We start from the raw sequence: 22,909 nt of genomic DNA on the forward strand, positions 1-22,909 counted from the left end.
CCAACCGTACTTCTTATCATGTAAAAAAAGAATGGCCTGTTCACCTGTTATCGTAGGGTGAGAGGCCATTCTTTTATTTATAGAAGAAATTAGTTGTATTCGGCTGTAGGCAGGTTAGTTCAATTCCTTGATCATAAGCAGATGCGGAATACCGTCTTCGAGGAATTCTTCCGAATCGGCTGTGTATCCGAGCCGCTCATAAAAACCGCGCGCCTGGGTCTGTCCATGTAGCTTGGCCCGTGTCCGTCCATGACTTTTGGCCATTTGTTCAAGCTGCTGAACCAGCATCTGTCCGATTCCGTATTTGCGATGGGTATCGACAACACAAATTCGCTCCAGCTTGGCAACTCCATCGACTTCGCGCAACCGGGCGGTGCCTACGGGTTGTTCTCCATCGTAAGCGATAATATGCGGAATACCGGCATTATAGTTATCCCACTCGTCATACTCATCTGCGAGCGGTACACCCTGTTCATTTACGAATACTATTTTGCGGATAAATAGGCAGTGGTCCAGTTCGTATTCATTTTCAACCTGCTTGATTTGGATATTGGGCATGTGATCACCTGTCCTTGTTCATTTGAAATGGAATGTATAGTAGAGCTATCATTATATCTAACCCATATATACATATCCAAACAATAAATATGGTTATATCATTTCCGGGAAATTAAGAACCCGTTCAAAATGCGGATTCTTTTTTAAGCGGCTTTGCCGTATATTGAGTAGAGGTATATACATACGTCTTGGGAATCAACGGACAAACAGGAAAGGTGTGGAAAGATGGAATTTATGCTTCAGGAAGCGACGATTCGTCAGCTGCAGCAGGCGATGGAGGCAGGAGAGCAGACAGCAGTTTCAATGACAACAGCCTATCTGCAGCGTATCGCGGAGATTGATCAGGACGGACCCATGCTGCGTTCTGTTATAGAACTCAATCCCGATGCGATCTATATTGCCATGCAGATGGATCAGGAACGTGCAGCAGGAAGGATTCGCAGTGAGCTGCACGGGATTCCGGTGCTGATCAAGGATAATATCAATACCGGGGATCATATGCATACGACAGCGGGTTCACTGGCATTGTCGGATTCTTTTGCACCGGAAGATGCTTTTCTGGTGAAACGGCTGCGTGCAGCTGGAGCGGTGATTCTGGGCAAAACCAATCTGACGGAAATGGCCAACTTTATGGCAATAGATATGAAAAATGGCTATAGTTCGCGCGGAGGACAGACACTGAATCCTTATGGCCCTGGACAGCTGGATGTCGGCGGCTCCAGTTCGGGTTCCGGTGCGGCTGTGGCAGCGAATCTCTGTGTAGTTGCTGTGGGTACAGAAACAGATGGTTCGATTATGAGTCCGTCGGCGAACAACAGCCTGGTCGGTATCAAGCCTACACTTGGATTGATCAGTCGCACGGGTATTATTCCGATCACCTATACCCAGGATACCGCCGGCCCAATGGCGCGGACGGTGACCGATGCAGTCATTCTGCTCGGGATTCTGGCTGGACAGGACGAGCAGGACGCAGCGACTCTGGTTTCTCCTGCGGAACCGGTGGATTACACAGCCAGCCTGGATCCGGATGGTCTACGGGGAGCACGTATCGGCATTAACCGATATTATATGAAAGACCTGACCGAAGAAGAACGCACGATTATGGAAGCTTCGATCGAAGCGATGCGTCATGCGGGTGCTGTGATTGTAGAGGGAACCAATCTTCCCGAGAGTGCGCAAGAGCCGACTGTACTGCTGTATGAATTCAAGTCGGCGCTGAACCGTTATCTGTCTACACTGGGTCCCGGCGCACCGGTACGCACGCTCAAAGAAATGATCGATTATAATCACTTGCATCACCGGGAGACGCTGAAATACGGACAGCAGATCCTGCTGGCAGCGGAATATGAGACATCCGGCCGAATGACCGAGTCCAAATATATTCAGCACCGCCTGCAGTATCTGAAAAATGCGCGCGAAGATGGAATTGATCGACTGCTGCGCGAGCATCAGCTGGATGCTATTTTTAGTCCTCGTTTTACCGACACGCCTGCGGTTGCTGGCTATCCCTGCATTATCGTTCCGGCCGGTTACCGCCGCGACGGTCTGCCGTTTGGGATCAACTTTATGGGAACAGCATACAGCGAGCCCGAATTGATCCGTATAGCTTATGCTTTTGAACAGGTGGTACCTGCACGCCGCAGCCCTGTTTTATAAAAGGATTAGCCCAAATAACATCGTATACGTTTGTATAATCCGCATCGATATAATCTCAGGACCGACCTCAGGGCCGGTCTTTTTTGTGCTGGAAATGGATAATCGGCTACTGGGCAGCGATCGACGTATTGCTTACAAAAAAAAGCGGATTTCTCGCTTGTTTTTTATTAATAAATATAAAATATTTCCAGATAATAAACCGATATGTACAGTAGACAGATTCTTTGTCGGGACGGTTTGAAAAACTACATGTTAATCAGTCTCTGCGCATAACTATACAAATCAGGATAGCTATAACGATTTTACTGTATTAAACCGAAAAAGTAATATAGTTATTTAGCTAAAATTAAAGAGAACAGACATCAAGGAGGTACTATGAATCCATCTACAGTCACACCCGAAAAAATCCATGCCGATCCCTATGAGAAGCTGGCATCCAAGCTCCTCTTGTATACATTGCTCGGCATTTTAATTTCATGTATTCCGATTTTTGTCGGCATTTATTTAACCGGACTGGCTTCCCTTGGTATTATGCTGGGTATGCTCGTTATCGTTTTTGTAATGTGTCCTTCCCTTATTTTGCTTTACCGGAAACTTCATCATTTATCTGTCGGAAAATACTGGATTTCCGGATTTTCATTTATCGTTATTTTCTGTATTCTTTGGGTGATTCCTTCCGAAGTCGGTTGGGCAGCCATCTATATCTATATTGCACTGTCCCTGTTGTACCTGGATCGCAAAACCAGCATACTGAGCATTATTTATGCGATTGTGATTGAGATTATCCATGTTATTTTCAATCCATTTATCAGTTCTTCTTCTCCAATGGATCTGGTGGTCATGTTCGCTGTTACATTGATGGTGGGCGCAGTTGCCGTATCGATCTGTATTGTTGGTGAAAAGATGACGCATCATCTGGAAGAACAGCGCGGACAGCTGGACGAGCTGCTGCAGGAGATCGAACAATCCGCCGAGAAACTGACAGCTTTTGGTACGCAGCTGCAGCGCAATGTGGAAGACACCGACCGGATCGGCCGCGAGCTGACAACGGGATTTGGCGAAATTGCCAGCGGTATTGAATCCCAGGCAGGCAGCATTGGCGAAATCAACACATCGATTCAACAATCCGAGAATTTTATCAATAATATTGGCCAGACGGCAGGAGACATGACCGAGCTGGCAGAGCGGGCGGCTTCACTTACCCGTACAGGTAGTGATCAGGTGGAAAATCTACGCGGTAGTGTTGCCGAGGTCGGTCATGTGATCGATAATACGTACAGCGCGATGGGAACATTGCGGGCGTATGCAGAAGAAATCTCCAATGTATTGCAATCTATCGAGAATATTGCCAGACAGACCAATATGCTGTCCTTTAATGCAGGAATCGAAGCGGCTCGTGCCGGTGAGCATGGCAAAGGATTCGCAGTAGTGGCCGAGGAAATTCGTAAACTGGCGAGCGATTCCCAGCAGGCAACAGTAGATATCACCGATATTCTGACACGGATTCATCAGCAGACCGAGATTGTATCCGGCGGAATCGGACAAGGCAAAGACGCAATCGGCAGTATTCGTGTAGCAGCCGAGCAGACCGAGAAACTGTTCAGCAGCATTTTGGACGAGACCGTAGTCGTCTCCAGACGCTCGGTCGATATTGGATCATCTATCAAGGAATTGATCGAAACAACCCGTCACTCCGTGATGGAAATGGGTACGATCTCCGCAGTTACCGAACAGTCGAGTGCAGCAGCAAGACAGATTTCCTCCAGTCTGGAACAGCAGACCGGTCGTGTGACTACGATCGCAGGCAGCTTTGGTGAATTGCAGCGCCTGATTGATGCACTGAATGCATCACTGGAGAGAACCGTACAGATGGAACAGCATATGACAGTTGTGCCAGATGAAGCTTAATCAAACGTATAATAATTAAGAAATATGGTTAATGATTAGTTCACACCGCTATATCATCAGCTAAAAAAAGCAGTATGTGGAATGAAACAGACTTCGACAAAATTAGATTTTACCCTAATCCAAAATCTGTAAATCCAACATCAAACCATTGATCTATAACCTTATTTTCCAAGCACAAATCATTGTTATACCAAATGATTTGTGCTTTTTTGCTATTTAAAAAGTGGCTTTTTTCTTATTGGGTCTTTTGTCCGGTTTCTTATCTGGAGGATTGACTAAATACTAATCATGAATGAAGATGAATACATATCCACTTAATGCCATTATATGGTTATTATTTACATATGGTGGTTCTTCGCTTGATAGTTTAGCCAGATTAGAACGCTTGTCTGAACTGATTCTCTGCCGTATGGTCACCCAATCCAAAGGAGGAATTAGCATGCAGCAATCCGGTGTTTCTGTAGAGCAAATCATTGCCATGATCAGCGAAGTAAAGGAAGATCCCGCCTGCCTCACCCGTCTTGACAGCCATTCCGATATTATTCACGATGCCGGTCTCGACTCTCTCCAACTTATCCATTTTATCCTGCGCGTAGAAGAGCAATACGATGTAGAAATTGATTTTGAAGAGTTTGATATGGATCATCTCGGTTCGATCGCGATGTTCTGTGATTTTGTAAATAAAGCCCAGTCTGACGAAACGGTCCATTCGATGGAAGCTTGACCCTACATAGCTGTAGGGATGGGGATACAGCATAGAGCTGGTATCATAATGCACTACTAAAGATACCGTATAAAGCCGGTATCATATGTAAAAATTAAAACGCTATTACTTTGTCCGTTACATTTTGGAAGGCTAAAAATTTTTGCTTTATGTTTTGCAGCAGTATTTTTGAAGCAGTATGGAAGGTGATATTTGCTATTCTGCTGCGCACAGCTGTTGTTTTGTATACGCTAACAACCGAATAAAATTGTCTTGTGGCAGGTAACAACGAATCCGGAGGAAGAGGTGTTTTCCGTGCAACCAAGAAGTGAAGTAACTATTGACCGCGAAGCCTTTAAGCTGATCAAACGAACCGTCCGTAATGCCGCTGTATCCTACCGTAACAAGGTGAAGGACCCTACCTACAAGATGCCTATTCCCCAGTCGCTCGGTATTAAACTGACTAACCGCTGTAATCTGCGCTGTACGCACTGTTTTCAGTGGAATGAAGATGGCTATCACCACAATATGGAAAAAGCCGAGCAAAATATGGATCTGGACCCCGCCATTTTCAAGCAGCTATTGGATGATACGAAAAGCGCCAAATCACGCCTTTACTTATGGGGTGGAGAACCGATGTTCCACCGCCAATTCAGCCAGATTCTCGAACATATTCAAAATGACCGGCGTGAAATGACGATCTGTACCAACGGACTGCTGATCAGCAAGCATCTGGATCAGATTCTGGATCTCTCGGAAAATCTAGAATTGCTGATCGCTGTCGAAGGATTCGAGCGCGAGCACGATCTGATCCGCGGCAAAGGCACTTTCCAGAAAACGATGAAAGAAATCGATCGCCTCGTGGAGCTACGTGACCAAGGCATTTACAAAGGCCGGATATCGGTTCATGCCGTAATCAACGATAATATGATCGGACGTATGGCGGAGCTGCTGGAATTTTTCGAATCGAAAAAGCTGGATCTGGTTATGCTGTGCTTCCCATGGTATATCTCCAGGGAAACATCGGTTAAAATGGATCATTACTTTGCTGACAAATTCAGCTGGCTGCGTCAACTGGATGAGCGTCATATCAGCAGCTGGCATGCTTTTAAATACAAAATTAATCCGGATAAAATGGAGGCGCTGATGGATGATCTGCACCAGATCAATGAGCGTGTCTGGAAAATCCGTGTGCGTTATCAGCCGGGACTGGATTACGATGAGATCGACAAGTTTATCCATGGCGATGAAATGACAAGTCGTTGTTCCAACAACTGTCTGGCATTGACGTCACGGACAGATATTATTCCGGATGGCAGTGTAATGCCTTGCAAATTCTTTGCAGAGTTTACTGTCGGCAATCTCAAGGAGAAAAGTCTCAAGGAAATCTGGGATTCCGAAGAATATGAACAGATTCGCAAAACGATCAACGAAGGTGGTCTGACGCCGGCGTGTTCCAAATGCAGTGTGCTCTATCTGCATGGCGCAGGTGCCCAGCAATCGCTCAATTATATCTGACCGGACAGGAGGCGAGAGTATGAGCGTAAGTGACAAAACGATTCTGCCCCTGCTGAGTGAAGTTCACAATATGCAGCCGGAGCATCTGGAGCTGATGTTGGGTACCGAGCCCTCTATGGCAGGAGCGGCGACAACCGCCCGCATACTGACCCGGGCAGATGATCATTTTGTGATCAATCACTGTTACTACGGAGCCAAGCGGGCGATGCTGCAACAGTGCAATATTCATCTGGATGAGACGGATGTGTATTTCCTCAGTAACGGAATCTCGTTTAATTATAAGGGAGATATTCATACATTCGGTCTGCGGCCAATCCGTGAGATGCTGGAAGAATGGATTAGCCATACTGGCATCGAACTCGCCTACGTAGATACAGAGCAGAAGCAGCAGGAACAGACTGTTATGCTGCAGGAATGGCATGACGTACTGAGTCGGGGCAATACGCTGCTGCTGCATGTCAAAACCGAGAACCTGGTCTACAACCCACTGTATACCGAGAATCCGGGCAAGACGCATATGATTCAGCTGTATGGACTGCATCCACAGGAAAATATCGCGTATGTAGGCGACCATTTTCTGCTGGATTCGTCCGGAGCAGTACTGGGCTACAGCGGACCGAGCAGCCTGTCCGAGCTGCTGGAAGGAACGGTCGAATACGCCTATATGGATCATACCGGAGAGGCTGCCATGGATGAGCAGCAGATCCTGTCGATCTGCACGGCCCATCTGGACGAATTTTTGAATGGACAGGATCATGGATCTGCCGGAGCTTGGGGAATCGCTGCCTATCGCAGACTTGTTCACGATATGAAGATGATGAGTCTGCTTGAAGGTGAAGCGTTTGCCGAAGCCTGTGATACGGTTTATTATCACCTGCGGATCGAGAGTCTCAGTCATCTGATGCGCTATACCGATCATTTTATCCAAAAATATCAGCATAGACTGGGTGAACAGGCGGAGCAGCTTCAAAACGAAATTACAGCGCTGAATCAGGATACCAAGCGCCATCTGCTGCAGCTGTACAAAATGGGACTGCAAAACAGTCCTCATAAAATGGAATCCTATATCCAGCGCAGTACAGAGCTGCTGGATCGGATCGAGCAGCATCTGTCCAGTCTGCATCAGGCGCTTTCACGGGTCGCTGTCTGACCTTATCGAGATACAGTCGTTGGACTGAATACATCTTCCTATATGATTTCAGCAGCCTGCTTTCAGCGATTGTCCTTTGCCGCATAATGCGTCAAGGCAGCCGGAAGCAGGCTGTATATTACGATAGCCGGAAAGGAAGGGATAACGATGCCGGAATCACAAGCAGGTGCATCACGATCACCTGTACTACATATGGGCACTTTTGAAGCGGAGCTGCACTGGCGAGAGCACAATCTGGCGATCTTGCCTGCGCTGCCGGACAGGGAAGCAGAGAAGATCGTTACTGCGATGGATGAGCTGCTGTTCAGCTTTTGCCAGCCTGGCGATCTGCTGCTGACACGTTATGCGATAGACCCTGCACAGCGCGAGTATACACGCCGTCTGGGTTTTGATTTTACGAGCAATACGACACATCTACAGCCGGAGCAAACAGCAGTACGTACACCGATTGCTGCCGCTGCGGGATATGGACAGGCAGCGAGTCCGCAGCGTACAGCCAAAGAAAATGCACACCCGATCTCCGTGTTTCAGTTGCTTTATGATTATGGCAGTGCTTTGGCAGAGCAGTTACCGCTAGAAGGAGCCGAGTTATCGCCATTTGCCTGGGTGCCGTATATCAAGGAAGCCAGCCAGCGATTTGGAATTCGCAGTCAGCATCCACCGCTGGAAATTGTACGCAGCGTCAACACCAAGCGGTATTCCGCCGAGATCAAGCAGCGGCTCGGTCTGGATCATCCGGGAATCTATGTGACAGATACCGATCAACTGGAGACAGTAGGACGGGAATTGCTGGATCGCGGAACTTTTATGATCAAGGACAATTACGGTGTGTCCGGTAAAGGAAATATCCATATCGAATCGCCGGCTATGCTGACGCGTATCGCCAGCAGTATTCGCAAACAGGAAGACAAAGGACGCAATGTAGAGTTTGTGCTGGAGCGTTATCTGGATAAGGAACAGGACTTTTCCTGCCAGTTCTATATTACGAAGCAGGGAGATATCGAGATTATATCCGTGCAATGGCTGGCTAATTCGCAGTTTGCCTACCGGGAATCGCTGTCGCCGGATGCGGATTTTATGGACCTGCTGGAAAGACATCGCTATTTTGAGATCATGGAGCAGATCAGCCGGGAACTCTACCGGGATGGCTATTACGGACATGTATGTATCGACTCCATGGTGCTGCAGGATGGCTCGCTGGAACCAATGGTGGAGATCAATGCCCGCCAATCGATGAGCCTGATCAAAAACAATATCGACCAGTATTTGCGTCAGCATGGACTTCAGGGCAATATGACCAACTACACTGTAACCCATGACGGCTCACTGTCCCATGAACAGCTGCTGAGCGAGCTCCAGCGTAACCAGCTGCTTTTCCTGCCGGATACCGGACAGGGTATTCTGCCTCTGACCTCAGCTGCTCTGTCTGTTAACCACCCAACTGAACCCGATGGCAAAAAGCATAAAGGTCGTCTGTATCTGTCCGTCGTCACCGATCAGGAAGAGACCAAAAAACATCTGCTGAACCAGCTGGAACAACTGCTCACCGACAAAGGCCTGCACATTCTGAATTAATCAGCAGTTGGCATAATAAGCGCGAGTTGTTTCCAATATGAATAAAAAGGATGATTCCTATGACCGTCACTATTTTGTGTTCAGGTTTTGGACTGGGATTCTATACGCCGGGATTACTGGTAGAAGCCGGATTCCGGCGCCGGGGGATTCCGGCGGAAGTGCTTGTTTTTGAGAATGTTATGCATGATGACCAGCGGCACAAGGTCGATAACAGCCGCAGAGCCTATCATCAGGACTTCTCGGTCGCTCTGATGTCCCAGCGTATTCCGCAGGATATCCGCAAAAGCATGAATGAAGAGCAAATGGAGCAGCTGCTGCACAGCTGGGAAGCCGAAGGAAGACAGCATTTTATCGTTCTGTCCGGGCACTGGATTTATCTGCTGGATATGTACCGGGAGCGCGTCGGGACAGACCGTTTGCAGGTAGATCTGCTTTATCTGGATGTATCTGATTCGCCATCCTGGCGCAATGTCAAAAAGCGCCTCGGCCAGCTTCATGACCGTTACCGGGAAGTCTGGCTGTTTGGCGAACCGCAGCAGCCGATGCAGACCTATATTGATATTGCCGGCTCCGATCCTGTACTACCTTACGAGCAGCGTGAACGCAGGCTACTCGTGCATGGCGGCGGCTGGGGAATGGGGACTTACCGTGAGCATCTGCATCATCTGGAGCAGGCGGGCTATGGACTGGATATCGTGTTGTATGAAGACGATGAAGCAGGGAGCATAGACAGAGGGCAGAGGTATTACCGGATGGATCCGGCATGGCGTACATGGAATCGCAATGAACAGGGAAAACATACTTTCCCGCCTTTTGCCGAATATCGGCCTGGTGAAGACGCAGCGTACCGGATACATGAAGATTACCATCTGCTGTGCGAAGTAGAGCGGCGTGTACTGGCTATCGTAAGCAAGCCCGGCGGAGGCACACTGGCAGATTCTTTTGCTTCCGGTACACCTGTTATTTTCCTCGACCCGTTCGGCGAACACGAGCGTCATAATGCCGAGCAGTGGGAACAATATGGATATGGGATTACTTATCAGCGCTGGATGAGTGAGTATGGCGGAGATCCCGGTATTCTGGAACAGCTGCACCAGAACCTGCTGCAGGGTCGCAGCGAGCTGACCGGTTATATGGATCAATACATGGAACGTTATGCTGCCAAGCCGGATGCAATAAGGGGAACATTATGAACAACCACCACAATGTAATCCAGCTGCCGGTACGTACCGATGAATATCTGATGTCGCTTCAATCCGGCGTTCAGCCCGAAGCTCCTGTTCGACTGGGCATTCTGGGATGTTCGGGAATAGTACCTCGTGCTGTACTGGAGCCAGCTGCCCATGTATCTGCTATCGAGATCGCCGCAGCAGCCAATCGAACCTATGACAAAGCCAGGCAAATGGCAGACCAGTACGGGATTCCAACTGTATATGATAGTCTCGATGAACTGCTGGCCGATGAGCAGCTGGATGCGGTCTATATCGGTCTTAGCAATCGTCTGCATGCTCCATGGATTCGAAGGGCACTCGCTGCCGGTAAGCATGTGCTGGTCGAGAAGCCGCTTTGCCTGGACCCGGCAGAGCTGGATAGTCTGGAAGAAGCCGCCCGGCGATACGGTGTTCATCTGACCGAAGGCATTATGATTGCCCATCATCCATGGCAGCAGGCGCTGCGCAGCTGCATACAATCCAGTCAGTATGGAGCGCTGCAGCGTATCCAGACCCGTATTACGATTCCGGCCCGCGATGACCATGCCGGCAATTATCGCAGTCAGCCCGAACAGGGAGGAGGCTGCTTCTGGGATCTGGGCTGTTACTGGCTGCAATTTTTGCAGGCTGTGACAGGGATGGAGCAGGCACAATTTGACGGACAATCCGAATTTGACGGGCCCAATGGCTGTGATTGGACCTTCGAAGCACAGGCAAGACTGCAAAGCGGCGTTGTTGCAGAGGCTCTATTTTCCTTTGAGCAGCCTTATGCGTCCAGGCATATTCTCCATTTTGAACATGCGACGCTGACGATCAACGATTTTTTTCGCTGTAATCTGGGATTTTATAGAATCAAATTCAAGGTTGCTCTGCTGCAAAAGGGAAAAGAGACAGGAGAGGTGCACCAGCATGTATTCGATCCGGTCAATTATTATGTCAATCAGCTGCGCTTTTTCAGTGATGTGGTTCGCGGCCATCAGTCTAATTTGCCGTTTGCCGAATCTGCAGAGCGTATTCGCTTATTGTCCGGTATCCATACAGCAGCCCGCCATCGTATCATGATGCCCGAGCTGTAAAAGATCGAGTTCCCGCAGTCCAAAAACCGCCTGCCGACTTTCCAACTGGAAAACGGACAGGCGGTTTTTGGCATATACATTGTTAATCAGGCATCCGGCAGCAGTTCCTGCCAGTCCAGCATCACCAGCGGCTTGGGACCGAGCGCTTCGGCAGCACAGATCGCCAGCTGATAATTGGCATCTACCATGATTTTGCGGAAATAACAGATCTGCCCTGCGTGATCTTCCCAGCTGCCAGAAGAGTCTTCATCCGGACGCGGCGGACATAACTGCGCAGTTCCATTATCGGCAATATCTATTGCAAAAGAATCCAGTGGAACAGAAAGTCCTTTGCCTATATATTTGATGTAGCTTTCTTTCAATGTCCACAACGTGTAAAATAATTGAAGCTGTTGCTGTGGAGGAGCTTTTGTTAACAGCTGATATTCGGAAGCCGTAAAAAAACGCTCGGCAATCGCAAAATCAATCGGACGTACCTGCTCAATATCGATTCCGACAGGAACCGTACCATCCGCGCATACAATCCAGTCTCCAGCATGTGAAATATTAAAATAAATATCCGGATACTCATCCAGATAAGGCTTTCCATAAGCATTTTTGGCAAAAGACACCGAATCGGCAGATAGATGATAACGCTGGCGCAAAATCTGCAGCAGCAGGGCTTCGCCGATCAGACTGCGCTGGGCATCCTGCTGTCTGTAGAACTTCAAGGAAGCTTGCTTTCTTTCCTCGGATACCGCTTCGCGCAGACGTTCCATGCCATCTTCCGGAATCAGATCGGGCACATATACACCGGTAACAGTAATCAATAGGAGATCCTCACTTTCGGGCAAGCAGCTGCTTGTTCTGGTCTGCAAATCAGGGAAATGATTATAAGCAGACACGCTGCTGCAGAATACGCATAACCATATATTGACGAATAATCCAGTGAACGTCAATATACACCGAATCCGCAATGTGGGGAAGCAATCTACATACATCTGTTTTAATTAAAATTTAAATGTATTAATATGAAAAGGATGACTATACCGTCATCTGCCCATTTCGTAAAAAGAAGCTGAAGCGATTATGATAGAGACAGTTAAAATAGTATAGATGCAATCCGCAACGAGGAGGAAATACCGTGTCAGAGATCAAACATTTACCTTATCAGAGTGAAGACAATTATTTTGTGCAATTGATTCCCGATGTGCAGTTTACCCGTTTCCCGAACGGATCGTCCCTCAAAATGAATATTTTGCGTCCGGTATCCCATATTCCGTTGCCGCTAATCGTATGGATCGTTGGAGGTTCATGGGTCGACGTGGATAACTACAAGCATGTACCTGTATTGTCCGAGCTGGCTGCACAGGGCTATGTCATTGCCTGTATCGAATACCGGACTGTCAACAAAGCCCCTTTCCCGGCTCAGCTGGAAGATGTGAAAACCGCTATCCGTTTCCTGCGCACCCATGCCGGAGAGTATGGCATAGATGCAGAGCATGTCGGCGTATGGGGTCATTCGGCAGGAGGTCATCTGGCTGCACTGGCTGGTGTTACAGGCAGTCAGCCGGAATGGGATGCGCGTGGAGACTGGCAGGGAGTATCCAGCCAGGTGACGGCTGTCGTGGACTTCTGCGGGCCAATCGATGTACAGGCCGATTTTCAGACCGAGTATGAATTGCCGGTGATTTCTCTGTTGATGGGCGGACCGATTCGGCATATGGCTGACAATGCGGCACAGTCCAATCCGGTTAGTCATATTCAGGCAGGAGAAGCTGCGGGTATACCGCCATTTCTGATTATGCACGGCGATCAGGACGAGATGGTACCGCTGCGGCAAAGCCGTTTTCTGTATGATGCCCTGCTGGAAGCCGGTGCCGAAGCAGATATGTATATTCTGGAAGGCGCCAAGCACTCCTCGACCGGTCTGATGACCCGTCAGGATGTCATGGAGGCAGTCAGCCGCTTTTTTGCAGTCCATCTCAAAGGATCATAAATGAAATTACGCAAAAGTGTGATAAATGACGATATAAGACCATGGCATATGACAGATTGAGAGGGATCATTAATTGGATAATCACGAATATGACGTTCTCCAGAATTTAATTGCAGAAAATGGAGTCTACCGTCCTCTGTTTGAACATCATCCCGATGCTATCTATGTAATGGATCTGGACGGTAATTATATTTATACAAATCCTGCAGTGCTGCGAATGAGTGGATATTCGCTGGAAGAGCTGCGTTATATCGATAAAAGACTGATTTTCGGAGAAGCGCGTCTTCATTTTCGTTCCCCTTATTTTCAGCAGGTGCTGCAAGGTGGATCGGTTCAGTATGAGACGGAAATTTACCATAAGGACGGACATGCCATCTATCTTGATGTCACCTATGCGCCCGTCATGAAAGAAGAGCAGGTTATCGGCATTTTTGGTGCAGCCAAAGATATCACTTCCCGCAAGCAGGCGAACGAGCAGCTTATGGCGAGTGAAGAACGCCTTGCTCTGGCTCAGGATATTGCCGGCTTTGGCTGCTGGGAATGGAATCTGGATACGCAGGAGCTTACCTGTACAGACAAGTTTTTTGAGATTTTGCGTCTTGGCCATGATTCTCCGCAGATTATGTACCGGCGCTTTCTGTCACAGGTGCATCCGGAAGATCGCACTCTCGTCAGTGAATCTTTTCGAAAAGCACTGGATGAAGGGCATATTCATGTGGAATGCCGATTGACCGGGCAGCACCACGAAGTGCGTAATGTTTCTATTCGCGGGCGTATGGTAGAAGTAGTACCAGGTGAATCCCAGCGCGTACTTGGTACTATTCAGGATGTGACCGAGCAGCGGCTGATGGAGAATCTGATTCGCGAAAGCGAGCGGCAATACCGGATGCTCTCGGATACTACAATGGATCTGATCTCGACGCATACGGCAGATGCTGCGCTCAATTTTCTGTTTGCTTCTCCTTCCCTCAAAAAGCTGCTGGGCTATGAAGTGGAAGAGATACTGGGTACGAGTGCCAGCAGCTATTACCACCCCGAGGATTATGAAGTGGTACAGATCTATCTGCAGTCTATCCTGTATTCGCAGGAACAGCATACCGTATCTTTTCGCTTCCGGCATAAGCAGGGGCATTATGTATGGCTGGAGACGAGCGGTACCTATACGCCCAGCAAAATGGAAGGAATCAGCGGTACGGTAGTAGCTGTATCCAGGGATGTATCGGATCGCAAATTTGCGGAGCAACAGCTGCTGGAGAGCGAGCAGCGCTACAAATCGCTGGTCGAATACAATCCATCGGGTGTTTATTCTTTTGATCTGGAAGGCCGTTTGTTCAATCTGAATCCGGTAGCCGAGATTCAGAGTGGCTACACGACCGATCGATTGCAGCAGACTCATTTTACCAATCTGATTGACGAAGATTACCAGACTGCAGCCCAGGAGCATTTTAACAAAGCCCGTATGGGTATGCCGCAAAATTATGATACGGTACTGGTGCATTCGTCTGGTAACCGGATGGAAGTGAACTTTACCAATGTACCGATTATTGTCGGTGGTCAGGTGACCGGAGTATTCGGTATTGCTACCGATGTAACGGAGAATAAGCGATATCTGGAACAGATTCAGGCGATCAGCGAGGAATATAATCTGATTCTCAGCTCGGTATCGGAAGGGATCTTTGGCATGGATACCCATGGAAGAGGAATCTTTATCAATGCAGCGGCTGCGAGAATGCTGCAGCTTCCGAGAGAGCAGTTTATCGGTGTACCGGTGCAGCAATCGCTGGTGCAGGCACGGGCAGATGGAGAAGCCTATGCTGCCGGTCAGAATCCGGTAGCTCTTACAATGAGTGACGGAATCTCCAGAAGAGTAACCGAAGATGTGTTTTTCCGGCGGGATGGCTCCAGCTTCTTTGTCTCGTATCAGACGAATGCGCTGTATGACCGTGAGCAGATTATCGGAGTAGTGGTCGTGTTTAGCGACCGTACGAATGAAAAGGCCATTCTCGAAGCCAAGGAGTCTGCTGAACGAGCAGCTTATGCCAAATCACAGTTTATCTCGCTGATCAGTCATGAGCTGCGTACACCGATGAATGCAATTATCGGTATGTCCGAGCTGGTGCAGGATTCTCCGCTAAATGAAGATCAACAATTTTATATGGAGATTATTCGCCAGAACAGTGAAGAGCTAATGAGAATGATGGATGATGTGACCGATGTACATCGTCTGGAAAATGGAAATATCAAGCTGGAAGAGCGTACATTCGATCTACATGAACTGGTAGAATCGGTATATGAACTGTTTTTGCCGGTCGCACAGGAGAAACAGCTGGCGCTGGAGAAGCGGGTGGACCAGGAAGTGCCGCGTCAGGCCCGGGGCGATATGATGCGTATCAAGCAGGTGCTGGTCAATATTATTGGCAATGCGCTCAAATTCACCGACCGGGGGACTGTGGAGATTATAGTGGGAGTTTCCCATATTTCCAGAGAGCATGGCATGCTTATTCATTTCCGGATTATCGATACGGGAATCGGTATTCCGGCAGATCGTCTGGGCGAGCTGTTCCAGTCCTTTTCCCAGGTGCATCAGGTAATGAACCGTCAGTACGGCGGTACAGGACTGGGGCTATTTATCAGTAAAAATCTGATCGAGCTGATGAACGGTACGATTGGGGTCGAGAGCAGGGAGCATGTCGGTTCGACATTCTATTTTACGATTCCGCTCAAACTGGTAGACAATGAGCAATAAACAAAAAGCGCTGATACAAGTTCTGTAATGAACGGTATCAGCGCTTTTTGTATAATGTGCAGTCTGGCTGCGGAGAGCAGAAACGATGCTGCAGACGTAAAGACGAAAGACAGAACCGATACGATACAGCTATAACAGCTCTGCTCAAGCCTTCAAAGCAGCTGTAGCGGTCGTTTATGACCGGGTCGCATACATAATCGCGATCGTCTGCGGACCGCAGTGACTGGAGATAACGCAGCCGGCTTCGGTGATCATAACCTGACGTGCGTTGGTCTGTTCACGCAGTACAGCCTGCATAGTCTTCGCTTCTTCCTCGGCAAAGGAATGAACGACAAAGATAACTTCTTCGTCCAGACGGTCTGCATTGGCAATCGCATTACGCAGCAGCTGCTCGACTGCTTTTTCCCGTTTGCCGCGCACTTTGTAAGCCGGCACCAAGGTACCCTGCGGAGTAACTTCGATAACCGGCCGGATTTTGAGCAGGCTGCCGATCAGATTTTGCATACCGGAGCAGCGTCCGCCTTTATAGAGATATTCCAGTGAATCGATAGCAAATTCGGTCTCGATCCGTCCGCGTACATCTGTCAGCAGACGAATAATCTCGGATGCGGATGCACCGGATGCAGCAGCATGCACGGCTTTCATAACGAGCAGACCGATAGAGCTGGACAGGTTGAGTGAATCCAGTATATGGACACGTCCTTCTTCCCATTCCTCGGCAGCGATACGTGCATTGGCATACGTAGAGGATAGGGCAGAAGAAAGACTGATATAGATAATGTCCTGTCCGGCTTCGATTACAGGCGCAAAAGCTTGTATAAAATCAGCGGGGGAAGGTGCTGATGTTTTGGGCAGCTGTCCTTGCTGCTGAACACGTTGATACAAGTCGGCAGGCTTGATATCGACACCGTCCCGATAGACCTGCTCTCCGAAAGTAACATAGAGTGGTACGATACCCACCTGATGTTCATCCAGCCAGGAAGCTGGCAGATCGCAGGTACTGTCTGCAAAAATACGAATAGAATTCATAATATTCTCCTGTCTTTCTGGTTCATTATCATACGACATTTATACTGTGACATCACACAGTTGGGGTTATTATACCATGACTTGCAGTCTGCCAAAATACAAGGCGGTATTCGAACAGATCGTGATTTGGATGAGCTTTCATGATTTCCTCACAAAATAATAGCTGCAGATACGCTATAATAGAACAGATTATGTGTATCTACGGATGCACTCGCAATGATCTAACAGGAGGCTTAACATGCAGCGTACGTATATTATGATTGGCTCGATTCTGGGCATGATCGGTGTAGGGATTGGAGCATTTGGTTCGCATATTCTGGAACCTATTATCGGAGCAAGAATCGAAACTTTTCGTACCGGGGTTGAATATCATTTTGTCCATGCGATTGCAGTATTGATTGCCGCTATACTCGCCGGTTTATTCGGTGAATCAGCGCTGCTCCGCTGGGCAGCTCGGTTGTTTACCGCTGGAGTGGTTCTATTTTCAGGCAGTCTCTATGTATTGTGCATTACCGGTGTCAAAGTACTGGGAGCCATTACACCATTGGGCGGGTTATGCTTTATTGCAGGCTGGATTCTGCTGGCTGTCGCCGGTGCCAAATATGGCAAAAAAACAGCCTGACCAGGCATGGGTATGAATAAAAGGAACAGATACCAGACCGGATGGTCAAAGGCATTATTCTTTTATGCGCATTCGCACCATGTATCGATGCATATTCCTTGTTCTTTTTATGTTTACGCAAATATGCAATATGTTTACGCAAGTATGCAGCAGGATCATGCAATTAATATCAAAAAGCGCCTGAAGGCTGTGTGCCGCAGGCGCTTTTTGCTAGGTTCCGCTTGTTATACCGGTTTATACATGCTGGAAATCATCGATCTCGTTAAGCTTGAACGTATATACCTGCTTCTCGTCTACATGATATACGCTGATCGTCTGATCTTCATTATCGAATTTCAAAATACGGCAGGGAATCGAAAAGCGTTCTCCGCGGCGGTTGATTGTCAATCGAATCAGCTGATTTCCCTGAATATAGAGAGACAGCCAGCTGGACATGTCATTCTCGATTTTTTGCTGAAGCGCAGCGGCCGATTCGGCATCTGTACGTTCCTGTACAGGAGCAGGTGGTTCCTGCTGACGCAATGCTGCTTTTGCGCGTACTTTTTGCGCTATTGCTACATTAACAGAAGTACTCTGCTTGTCCGGGGATTGCTCCGCCGCCTTGATTTTTTGTCCCCATTTGATACCCGAGACAATTCGGAAGTCTGCCAGTTCCTCCTGATTATTAAGGATTTCCAGCAGCTTTTGAAGAGCAACCGCGTTGCTTGGTCCGGTAATCATGAGGTCGACATTGAATAAAAATTCGGTGTCATCATTAGTCTGCTGTTTCGTCATATTTCTCCCATCTCGCTTACTTTATCAGATTGGCAATCCCATTCCAAAATAAACTATATCATTTTAAGTAAAATATTCATAGGTCTTTAGAGATAGTTCTTAGGACTGGATGAATTGGGTGATCTGCCTGGATGTATGTTAGATTGTCCTGCCAACTACTCAATATATTTATCGGTCAGATGTCGAAAAATGTTAGATAAATAACAGGCGAAAAGGCAAAAATACCAGGGTCAGATCCGACCCCGGTACTTGTAAAAAAGATTATGGAATGCGCATAGCATTTACATAAAATTCGACTTAATCGACTGCTTCTAACAACGGTTTTTAGTCCTGAAAAAGCTTTGCAAGGTTTTCGTTGTAGGATGGATAGACCAGACCTTTTTCAGTAATGATAGCAGTTACGTATTCATTTGGTGTTACATCAAAAGCGGGATTGAATACTTTGATATCTTCGGGCGCTGTACGTTTGCCAAAGCCTTGGGTGACTTCTTCTGCTGAACGTTCTTCAATCGGAATCTCTGCTCCTGTAGCAGTAGATAGGTCAATCGTTGACAGCGGGCAGGCTACATAAAAAGGGATATTATGCGCTTTGGCAAGCACGGCTACGCTATAGGTACCAATTTTGTTGGCTACATCGCCATTGGCGGCTACACGGTCAGCACCGACAATAACAGCTTGAATCCAGCCTTTGGACATTACCATACCTGCCATATTGTCACAAAGCAGAGTTACATCAATACCAGCCTGTTGAAGTTCAAATGCGGTCAGGCGTGCTCCCTGCAGTACAGGACGCGTCTCATCGGCATATACTTTTAATTGGATACCCTGCTCGTGAGCCAGGTACATCGGTGCCAGCGCAGTACCGTACTTCGCTGTAGCAAGTCCGCCGGCATTACAGTGGGTGAGGACACCCATGCCATCTTTGAACAGTGGCAGGGCATGTTCTCCGATCAGACGGCATACCTCTTCATCTTCCTCATGAATAGCTACGGCTTCGGCGAGCAGTCCAGCATTGCGGGATTCGGTAGTACCTTCCTGCTCTGCAAGCTCATGAGCGCGCTTGTTCATGCGATCGAGTGCCCAGAACAGATTAACGGCAGTGGGACGTGATTCTGCGAGATAGGCAGCTGTTTTGAGTACATGCTTGAGCCAGGCTACTGCGTCTTCGCCTTTGTATTCCCATGCGCCCAGGACCACACCATACGCTGCGGAGATACCGATAGCCGGAGCCCCACGTACTTTCATGGAGCGGATGCCTTCGAATACCTGCTCTGCCGTGAACAGCTCCAGCATAACAATTTCATCCGGTAAAAGACGCTGATCCAGCATCAATAGTTTATCTTCAGCCCAGCGAAGAGAAAGAAGCGGTTCAAAAGGTGCTTTGACCGGAACCTCGTTGGATGGAATCTGATTATTCATAATAGAGAATCACTCCCTTGGATAATTATAAACATTAGAATATAGGATATCGGAAAACTATGTTTTTGCCCAGTCTTTTTTCTGTTTTATTTCCTGCAACAGTACTGGTTTTTTCGGGAGTTGAGCGTCTCTTATCAACTGCTTATTTCATGCGGTGATTGTTTCGTCAATTGCTCACACGGGTAAGATGTATGCAGATGAGCCTGACATGTTTATCAATTTCACCAAAATTTATAGAAGTGAGGGATAAGGACTATGTCTAACATTACAAACGAAAACTCTACTCAAACCAAACGCGTTGAAGAACTATTGAATCTGCAGGTGGCAAACCTGAATGTACTATATGTAAAAATTCACAACTTCCACTGGTATGTAAAAGGTGAGAACTTCTACACACTGCATATCAAATTCGAAGAACTATACAATGAAGTAACGCTGAAAATGGACGAAATCGCTGAGCGTCTGCTGACACTCAAAGGTTCTCCAGCAGCGACAATGAAAGAATACCTGGAAATGTCCAGTATTCAAGAAGCCAACGGCAGCGAAGATGCTCGTACAATGGTACAAACCATTATCGAAGACTTTGCCACAGTATGTGAGCAGTTCCAGGAAACAATCGAACTGGCTGACGAGTCCGGTGACCAACCGACAGCAGATATGCTGATCGCGTTCAAAGCGGATCTGGAAAAACACATGTGGATGCTGCGCTCTTTCCTGGGCTAAGCTCTCTGCACCTGATTATTGCATCATAAATAATAACTATGAACCGCAATCTGTCTTATGGACAGGTTGCGGTTTTTTATACGGAATTCCTTATAACCCAACTTCATAGTAGAAATATAATAATATCGAATACATAATAGTAAAAATATGGTAATATTAATGAGCAATATCTATTTACCAAAAAATAGAAGGAGGTAAATAAGGATCAAAATCCGGTTCTGATAGTAGGCACCATTTATTAAATTGGAATTCCTGAAACGGCAACACGAGAAAATCATCAGAAAAAGGAAGAAAACAAAAGAAGAGCAATAAGCCAAAAGAAAAGAAAAAGCTCAAAGAAATTGTAAGCGCAATCATTTATGGATCTGCTTGGTTGGTATTTATTCACAACGTAAAGGAGAAATGAAAATGAGAGTAGCTTCATGGTTGAAGGGCATTTCATTTATACTTTTGTTACCGCTGATTTTCAGTTGGGTATTGCCTGCTGGTTCGGCAAACGCCAAGCCGTCTGTTTCACCTCAAACCGAGCCACCACCGGAATATTTCCATCATAATTGGTTTGAACCGATTTATCTTGGAGGCAATGCACGGGATTCTTCTGCTGAATGGACAACAAATAACAAAACAGATGTATCGGTTTCTTTTAGTATGGAAGGAGAGGGCGAACTAACGGTTTCTTATGAAGTATATGGTTATTATAGTGGATGGACTCCTATGCACTCTGTAACCTTTACGGAATCCGGTAACTATGATTACAAAATGGGCTACTATCCTACGTTCCCGGATGATTTCTACCGATATCGTGTTGCCTACTATTTAAAAGAAACAAACGGACCATTTAGTGTATTTGGTGATGTGACGATTGATTATTATGACCGCTGGATTCCAACAGGTGGTGGCTGGTAATTCATATCGTCTATTTGGAGTGTCCTTGCATCCATCAAAGATGCTGCTCGGATTCTGATAGGGAACAGGACATTTTTGGATAGAATATAATGTAGTGTACTATTCTGCGGATCGCCGCTTATGTCTATTTTATTCAAGCCATGGTTTGCAGCGAGTGCAAATCATGGCTTCTATTCGTAAATTAGATGCACCCATTTGCTTAGCTTTCTTTTATAATAAAGAAAAATAGGGTAATGGCAAATCATGATGATCGGGAGGTTTGCAGAAGATGTATATGGATCATGGACGTTTTGTCGTAGAAGACAAAGACATTTCTGCAATCTGGTGTTACCGGGATCGGGATGGCATTCATTTTGAAGATGGATTTCGATTTGAAATGCAGCTGCAGGATATTGTCATCTATCCAGGCAGTATACATACTGTCGAACTGCCTGCCGAATTGGCTTTTTCTGCGGATAAAGGTATCGAGGATACGATTCGGGCCGCCATTTATCAAAATATCGGATTTGCAGAGGAGGAGAGCATCTAATGAACAAACAGGTTATCGCGCTCAAAGAATGGGCATCTGCTATTCGTGCACTGGAGCAGGGACAGCAGATTCTGTTAATGCGCAAAGGCGGAATCGTCGAAGAAACACGTGATTTTGAACTGAAAGTGAATGCTTTTTATCTGTATCCGACTTACGAGCATCAGCGCCGCGAGTTACTCAAACCGGAGTATCGGCATCTGGTGGACGAATCTATGCAGGACTGGTCCCCTGAGCAAAATACAGCCACGATCCGTCTCTATGCCGAGGTGACGGACGACCTGGAAATCTACGATCAGCAGCAGCTGGATCGGCTCCGTGATACTCACATCTGGACGGATACGTTTGCTGAGGAACGTCTGCGCTGGAAAAAGAAAAACCCGCTTCATGTACTTATCCTGCGGGTATATATAATTGAACGACCGGTGGATATCCCAATAGAGGAGCAGTATATCGGCTGCAAATCGTGGATATCCATACCAAGTGGTTCGGTGACGAGCGAATTGACGCCGGTGCTGGACGCTGCGGAGTTTGAGAGAATGAGGTCTGTTGTATTGCAATCGCTGCAGGAACAGAACATTCCGGACATAAAGCTTGACTGAGTCGATCGGTCAGGCTTTTTATTTTTAGTTTGGGGTTGGTGGAGGCGAGGGGTTGAGGTGGAGCAGGGGCCGCTGCGGCAAGGGATTGTCCGGCTGTCCTCTGGTTAAGAATGGATATTCTGAAAAGGGTACAGCGGGAATATCCATTCTTAAATGTCGTCCTGCCGGACAATTCCCTTCCCTCCGCTCCGTGCTGCTACCCTCAAACGTCGCCTCCCCCAACAAAGGG

20 protein-coding genes are annotated in these 22,909 nt (G+C 47.4%); 15 read left to right on the plus strand and 5 right to left on the minus strand.

The window, feature by feature from the left end; translation table 11 throughout:
• Positions 1-114: 114 nt before the first annotated feature.
• Positions 115-549 carry a GNAT family N-acetyltransferase gene (locus AR543_RS09690; RefSeq protein WP_060536721.1) on the minus strand — a complete coding sequence of 145 codons (435 nt, stop codon included), beginning with the start codon at positions 547-549 and terminating at the stop codon, positions 115-117.
• A gap of 186 nt (positions 550-735) precedes the next feature.
• Between AR543_RS09690 and AR543_RS09695 the strand changes: the two genes are divergently transcribed.
• The 8 genes from AR543_RS09695 to AR543_RS09730 all read left to right on the plus strand — a co-directional run bounded on the left by AR543_RS09695 (position 736) and on the right by AR543_RS09730 (position 11,355).
• Entirely contained in the window at positions 736-2,214 is a 1,479-nt protein-coding gene (locus AR543_RS09695; RefSeq protein ID WP_227871892.1) for an amidase, read from the plus strand.
• Positions 2,215-2,589: 375 nt separating this feature from the next.
• On the plus strand, positions 2,590-4,122 hold the full coding sequence (locus tag AR543_RS09700; protein ID WP_060533902.1) for a methyl-accepting chemotaxis protein: 1,533 nt from the start codon (positions 2,590-2,592) through the stop codon (positions 4,120-4,122).
• Positions 4,123-4,561: 439 nt separating this feature from the next.
• Complete coding sequence (locus AR543_RS09705) at positions 4,562-4,846, plus strand: acyl carrier protein (RefSeq protein ID WP_060533904.1); 285 nt, start codon at positions 4,562-4,564, stop codon at positions 4,844-4,846.
• A 294-nt stretch (positions 4,847-5,140) separates the two neighbouring features.
• The gene (locus AR543_RS09710; protein ID WP_060533907.1) at positions 5,141-6,343 is read left to right on the plus strand and encodes a radical SAM/SPASM domain-containing protein; all 1,203 of its coding nucleotides are present in this window, start codon (positions 5,141-5,143) and stop codon (positions 6,341-6,343) included.
• Positions 6,344-6,362: 19 nt separating this feature from the next.
• The gene (locus AR543_RS09715) at positions 6,363-7,493 is read left to right on the plus strand and encodes a BtrH N-terminal domain-containing protein (protein ID WP_060533910.1); all 1,131 of its coding nucleotides are present in this window, start codon (positions 6,363-6,365) and stop codon (positions 7,491-7,493) included.
• 147 nt (positions 7,494-7,640) lie between these two features.
• Entirely contained in the window at positions 7,641-9,068 is a 1,428-nt protein-coding gene (locus AR543_RS09720; RefSeq protein WP_060533912.1) for an ATP-grasp domain-containing protein, read from the plus strand.
• A gap of 59 nt (positions 9,069-9,127) precedes the next feature.
• Positions 9,128-10,261 (plus strand): hypothetical protein, encoded by a 1,134-nt coding sequence (locus tag AR543_RS09725; protein ID WP_060533914.1) that lies wholly within the window; start codon positions 9,128-9,130, stop codon positions 10,259-10,261.
• Positions 10,258-11,355, plus strand: coding sequence for a Gfo/Idh/MocA family protein (locus AR543_RS09730; RefSeq protein ID WP_082472186.1), 1,098 nt, complete (start codon positions 10,258-10,260; stop codon positions 11,353-11,355). Before AR543_RS09725 ends, AR543_RS09730 begins: the two co-directional genes overlap by 4 nt.
• An 86-nt stretch (positions 11,356-11,441) precedes the next feature.
• Here the strand turns inward: AR543_RS09730 and AR543_RS09735 are convergent, their stop codons facing one another.
• Positions 11,442-12,164: a 4'-phosphopantetheinyl transferase family protein gene (locus AR543_RS09735; protein WP_060533916.1), complete on the minus strand. Its 723-nt coding sequence runs from the start codon at positions 12,162-12,164 to the stop codon at positions 11,442-11,444.
• Between the two features lie 314 nt (positions 12,165-12,478).
• Here AR543_RS09735 and AR543_RS09740 point away from each other — a divergent pair, with 314 nt between their 5' ends.
• Complete coding sequence (locus AR543_RS09740; protein WP_060533918.1) at positions 12,479-13,333, plus strand: alpha/beta hydrolase; 855 nt, start codon at positions 12,479-12,481, stop codon at positions 13,331-13,333.
• A gap of 73 nt (positions 13,334-13,406) precedes the next feature.
• On the plus strand, positions 13,407-16,079 hold the full coding sequence (locus AR543_RS09745) for a PAS domain S-box protein (RefSeq protein ID WP_060533919.1): 2,673 nt from the start codon (positions 13,407-13,409) through the stop codon (positions 16,077-16,079).
• A gap of 174 nt (positions 16,080-16,253) precedes the next feature.
• Here AR543_RS09745 and AR543_RS09750 read toward each other — a convergent pair whose 3' ends face one another.
• Positions 16,254-17,108 carry a DegV family protein gene (locus AR543_RS09750; RefSeq protein ID WP_060533921.1) on the minus strand — a complete coding sequence of 285 codons (855 nt, stop codon included), beginning with the start codon at positions 17,106-17,108 and terminating at the stop codon, positions 16,254-16,256.
• 238 nt (positions 17,109-17,346) lie between these two features.
• On the opposite strand from AR543_RS09750, the gene AR543_RS09755 reads away from it, so the two are divergent.
• On the plus strand, positions 17,347-17,730 hold the full coding sequence (locus tag AR543_RS09755) for a DUF423 domain-containing protein (protein WP_060533923.1): 384 nt from the start codon (positions 17,347-17,349) through the stop codon (positions 17,728-17,730).
• Positions 17,731-17,964: 234 nt separating this feature from the next.
• Here the strand turns inward: AR543_RS09755 and AR543_RS09760 are convergent, their stop codons facing one another.
• Both AR543_RS09760 and mtnA read right to left on the minus strand, forming a co-directional pair.
• Positions 17,965-18,504, minus strand: a complete 540-nt coding sequence (locus AR543_RS09760; protein WP_060533925.1) for a hypothetical protein — start codon at positions 18,502-18,504, stop codon at positions 17,965-17,967.
• Positions 18,505-18,828: 324 nt separating this feature from the next.
• Positions 18,829-19,923, minus strand: coding sequence for an S-methyl-5-thioribose-1-phosphate isomerase (mtnA, locus tag AR543_RS09765; protein WP_060533927.1), 1,095 nt, complete (start codon positions 19,921-19,923; stop codon positions 18,829-18,831).
• 255 nt (positions 19,924-20,178) lie between these two features.
• Between mtnA and AR543_RS09770 the strand changes: the two genes are divergently transcribed.
• The 4 genes from AR543_RS09770 to AR543_RS09785 all read left to right on the plus strand — a co-directional run bounded on the left by AR543_RS09770 (position 20,179) and on the right by AR543_RS09785 (position 22,680).
• Complete coding sequence (locus AR543_RS09770) at positions 20,179-20,646, plus strand: Dps family protein (RefSeq protein WP_017811266.1); 468 nt, start codon at positions 20,179-20,181, stop codon at positions 20,644-20,646.
• 402 nt (positions 20,647-21,048) lie between these two features.
• Positions 21,049-21,552, plus strand: a complete 504-nt coding sequence (locus AR543_RS09775; RefSeq protein WP_158523949.1) for a hypothetical protein — start codon at positions 21,049-21,051, stop codon at positions 21,550-21,552.
• 268 nt (positions 21,553-21,820) lie between these two features.
• Positions 21,821-22,081: a hypothetical protein gene (locus AR543_RS09780; protein WP_060533931.1), complete on the plus strand. Its 261-nt coding sequence runs from the start codon at positions 21,821-21,823 to the stop codon at positions 22,079-22,081.
• Positions 22,081-22,680, plus strand: a complete 600-nt coding sequence (locus AR543_RS09785; protein ID WP_060533933.1) for a DUF1802 family protein — start codon at positions 22,081-22,083, stop codon at positions 22,678-22,680. The genes AR543_RS09780 and AR543_RS09785 overlap by 1 nt, the downstream gene beginning before the upstream one ends.
• Positions 22,681-22,909 lie beyond the last annotated feature (229 nt).

Source organism: Paenibacillus bovis (genome assembly GCF_001421015.2).
GTDB lineage: Bacteria > Bacillota > Bacilli > Paenibacillales > Paenibacillaceae > Saccharibacillus > Saccharibacillus bovis.

Bases quoted from the DNA above. Each gene is read 5' to 3' on its own strand.
- AR543_RS09755 (WP_060533923.1), top strand. From the start codon at position 17,347: ATGCAGCGTACGTATATTATGATTGGCTCGATTCTGGGCATGATCGGT.
- AR543_RS09770 (WP_017811266.1), top strand. From the start codon at position 20,179: ATGTCTAACATTACAAACGAAAACTCTACTCAAACCAAACGCGTTGAA.
- AR543_RS09775 (WP_158523949.1), top strand. From the start codon at position 21,049: ATGAAAATGAGAGTAGCTTCATGGTTGAAGGGCATTTCATTTATACTT.
- AR543_RS09705 (WP_060533904.1), top strand. From the start codon at position 4,562: ATGCAGCAATCCGGTGTTTCTGTAGAGCAAATCATTGCCATGATCAGC.
- mtnA (WP_060533927.1), bottom strand. From the start codon at position 19,923: ATGAATAATCAGATTCCATCCAACGAGGTTCCGGTCAAAGCACCTTTT.
- AR543_RS09725 (WP_060533914.1), top strand. From the start codon at position 9,128: ATGACCGTCACTATTTTGTGTTCAGGTTTTGGACTGGGATTCTATACG.
- AR543_RS09720 (WP_060533912.1), top strand. From the start codon at position 7,641: ATGCCGGAATCACAAGCAGGTGCATCACGATCACCTGTACTACATATG.
- AR543_RS09780 (WP_060533931.1), top strand. From the start codon at position 21,821: ATGTATATGGATCATGGACGTTTTGTCGTAGAAGACAAAGACATTTCT.
- AR543_RS09715 (WP_060533910.1), top strand. From the start codon at position 6,363: ATGAGCGTAAGTGACAAAACGATTCTGCCCCTGCTGAGTGAAGTTCAC.
- AR543_RS09750 (WP_060533921.1), bottom strand. From the start codon at position 17,108: ATGAATTCTATTCGTATTTTTGCAGACAGTACCTGCGATCTGCCAGCT.
- AR543_RS09700 (WP_060533902.1), top strand. From the start codon at position 2,590: ATGAATCCATCTACAGTCACACCCGAAAAAATCCATGCCGATCCCTAT.
- AR543_RS09730 (WP_082472186.1), top strand. From the start codon at position 10,258: ATGAACAACCACCACAATGTAATCCAGCTGCCGGTACGTACCGATGAA.
- AR543_RS09785 (WP_060533933.1), top strand. From the start codon at position 22,081: ATGAACAAACAGGTTATCGCGCTCAAAGAATGGGCATCTGCTATTCGT.
- AR543_RS09760 (WP_060533925.1), bottom strand. From the start codon at position 18,504: ATGACGAAACAGCAGACTAATGATGACACCGAATTTTTATTCAATGTC.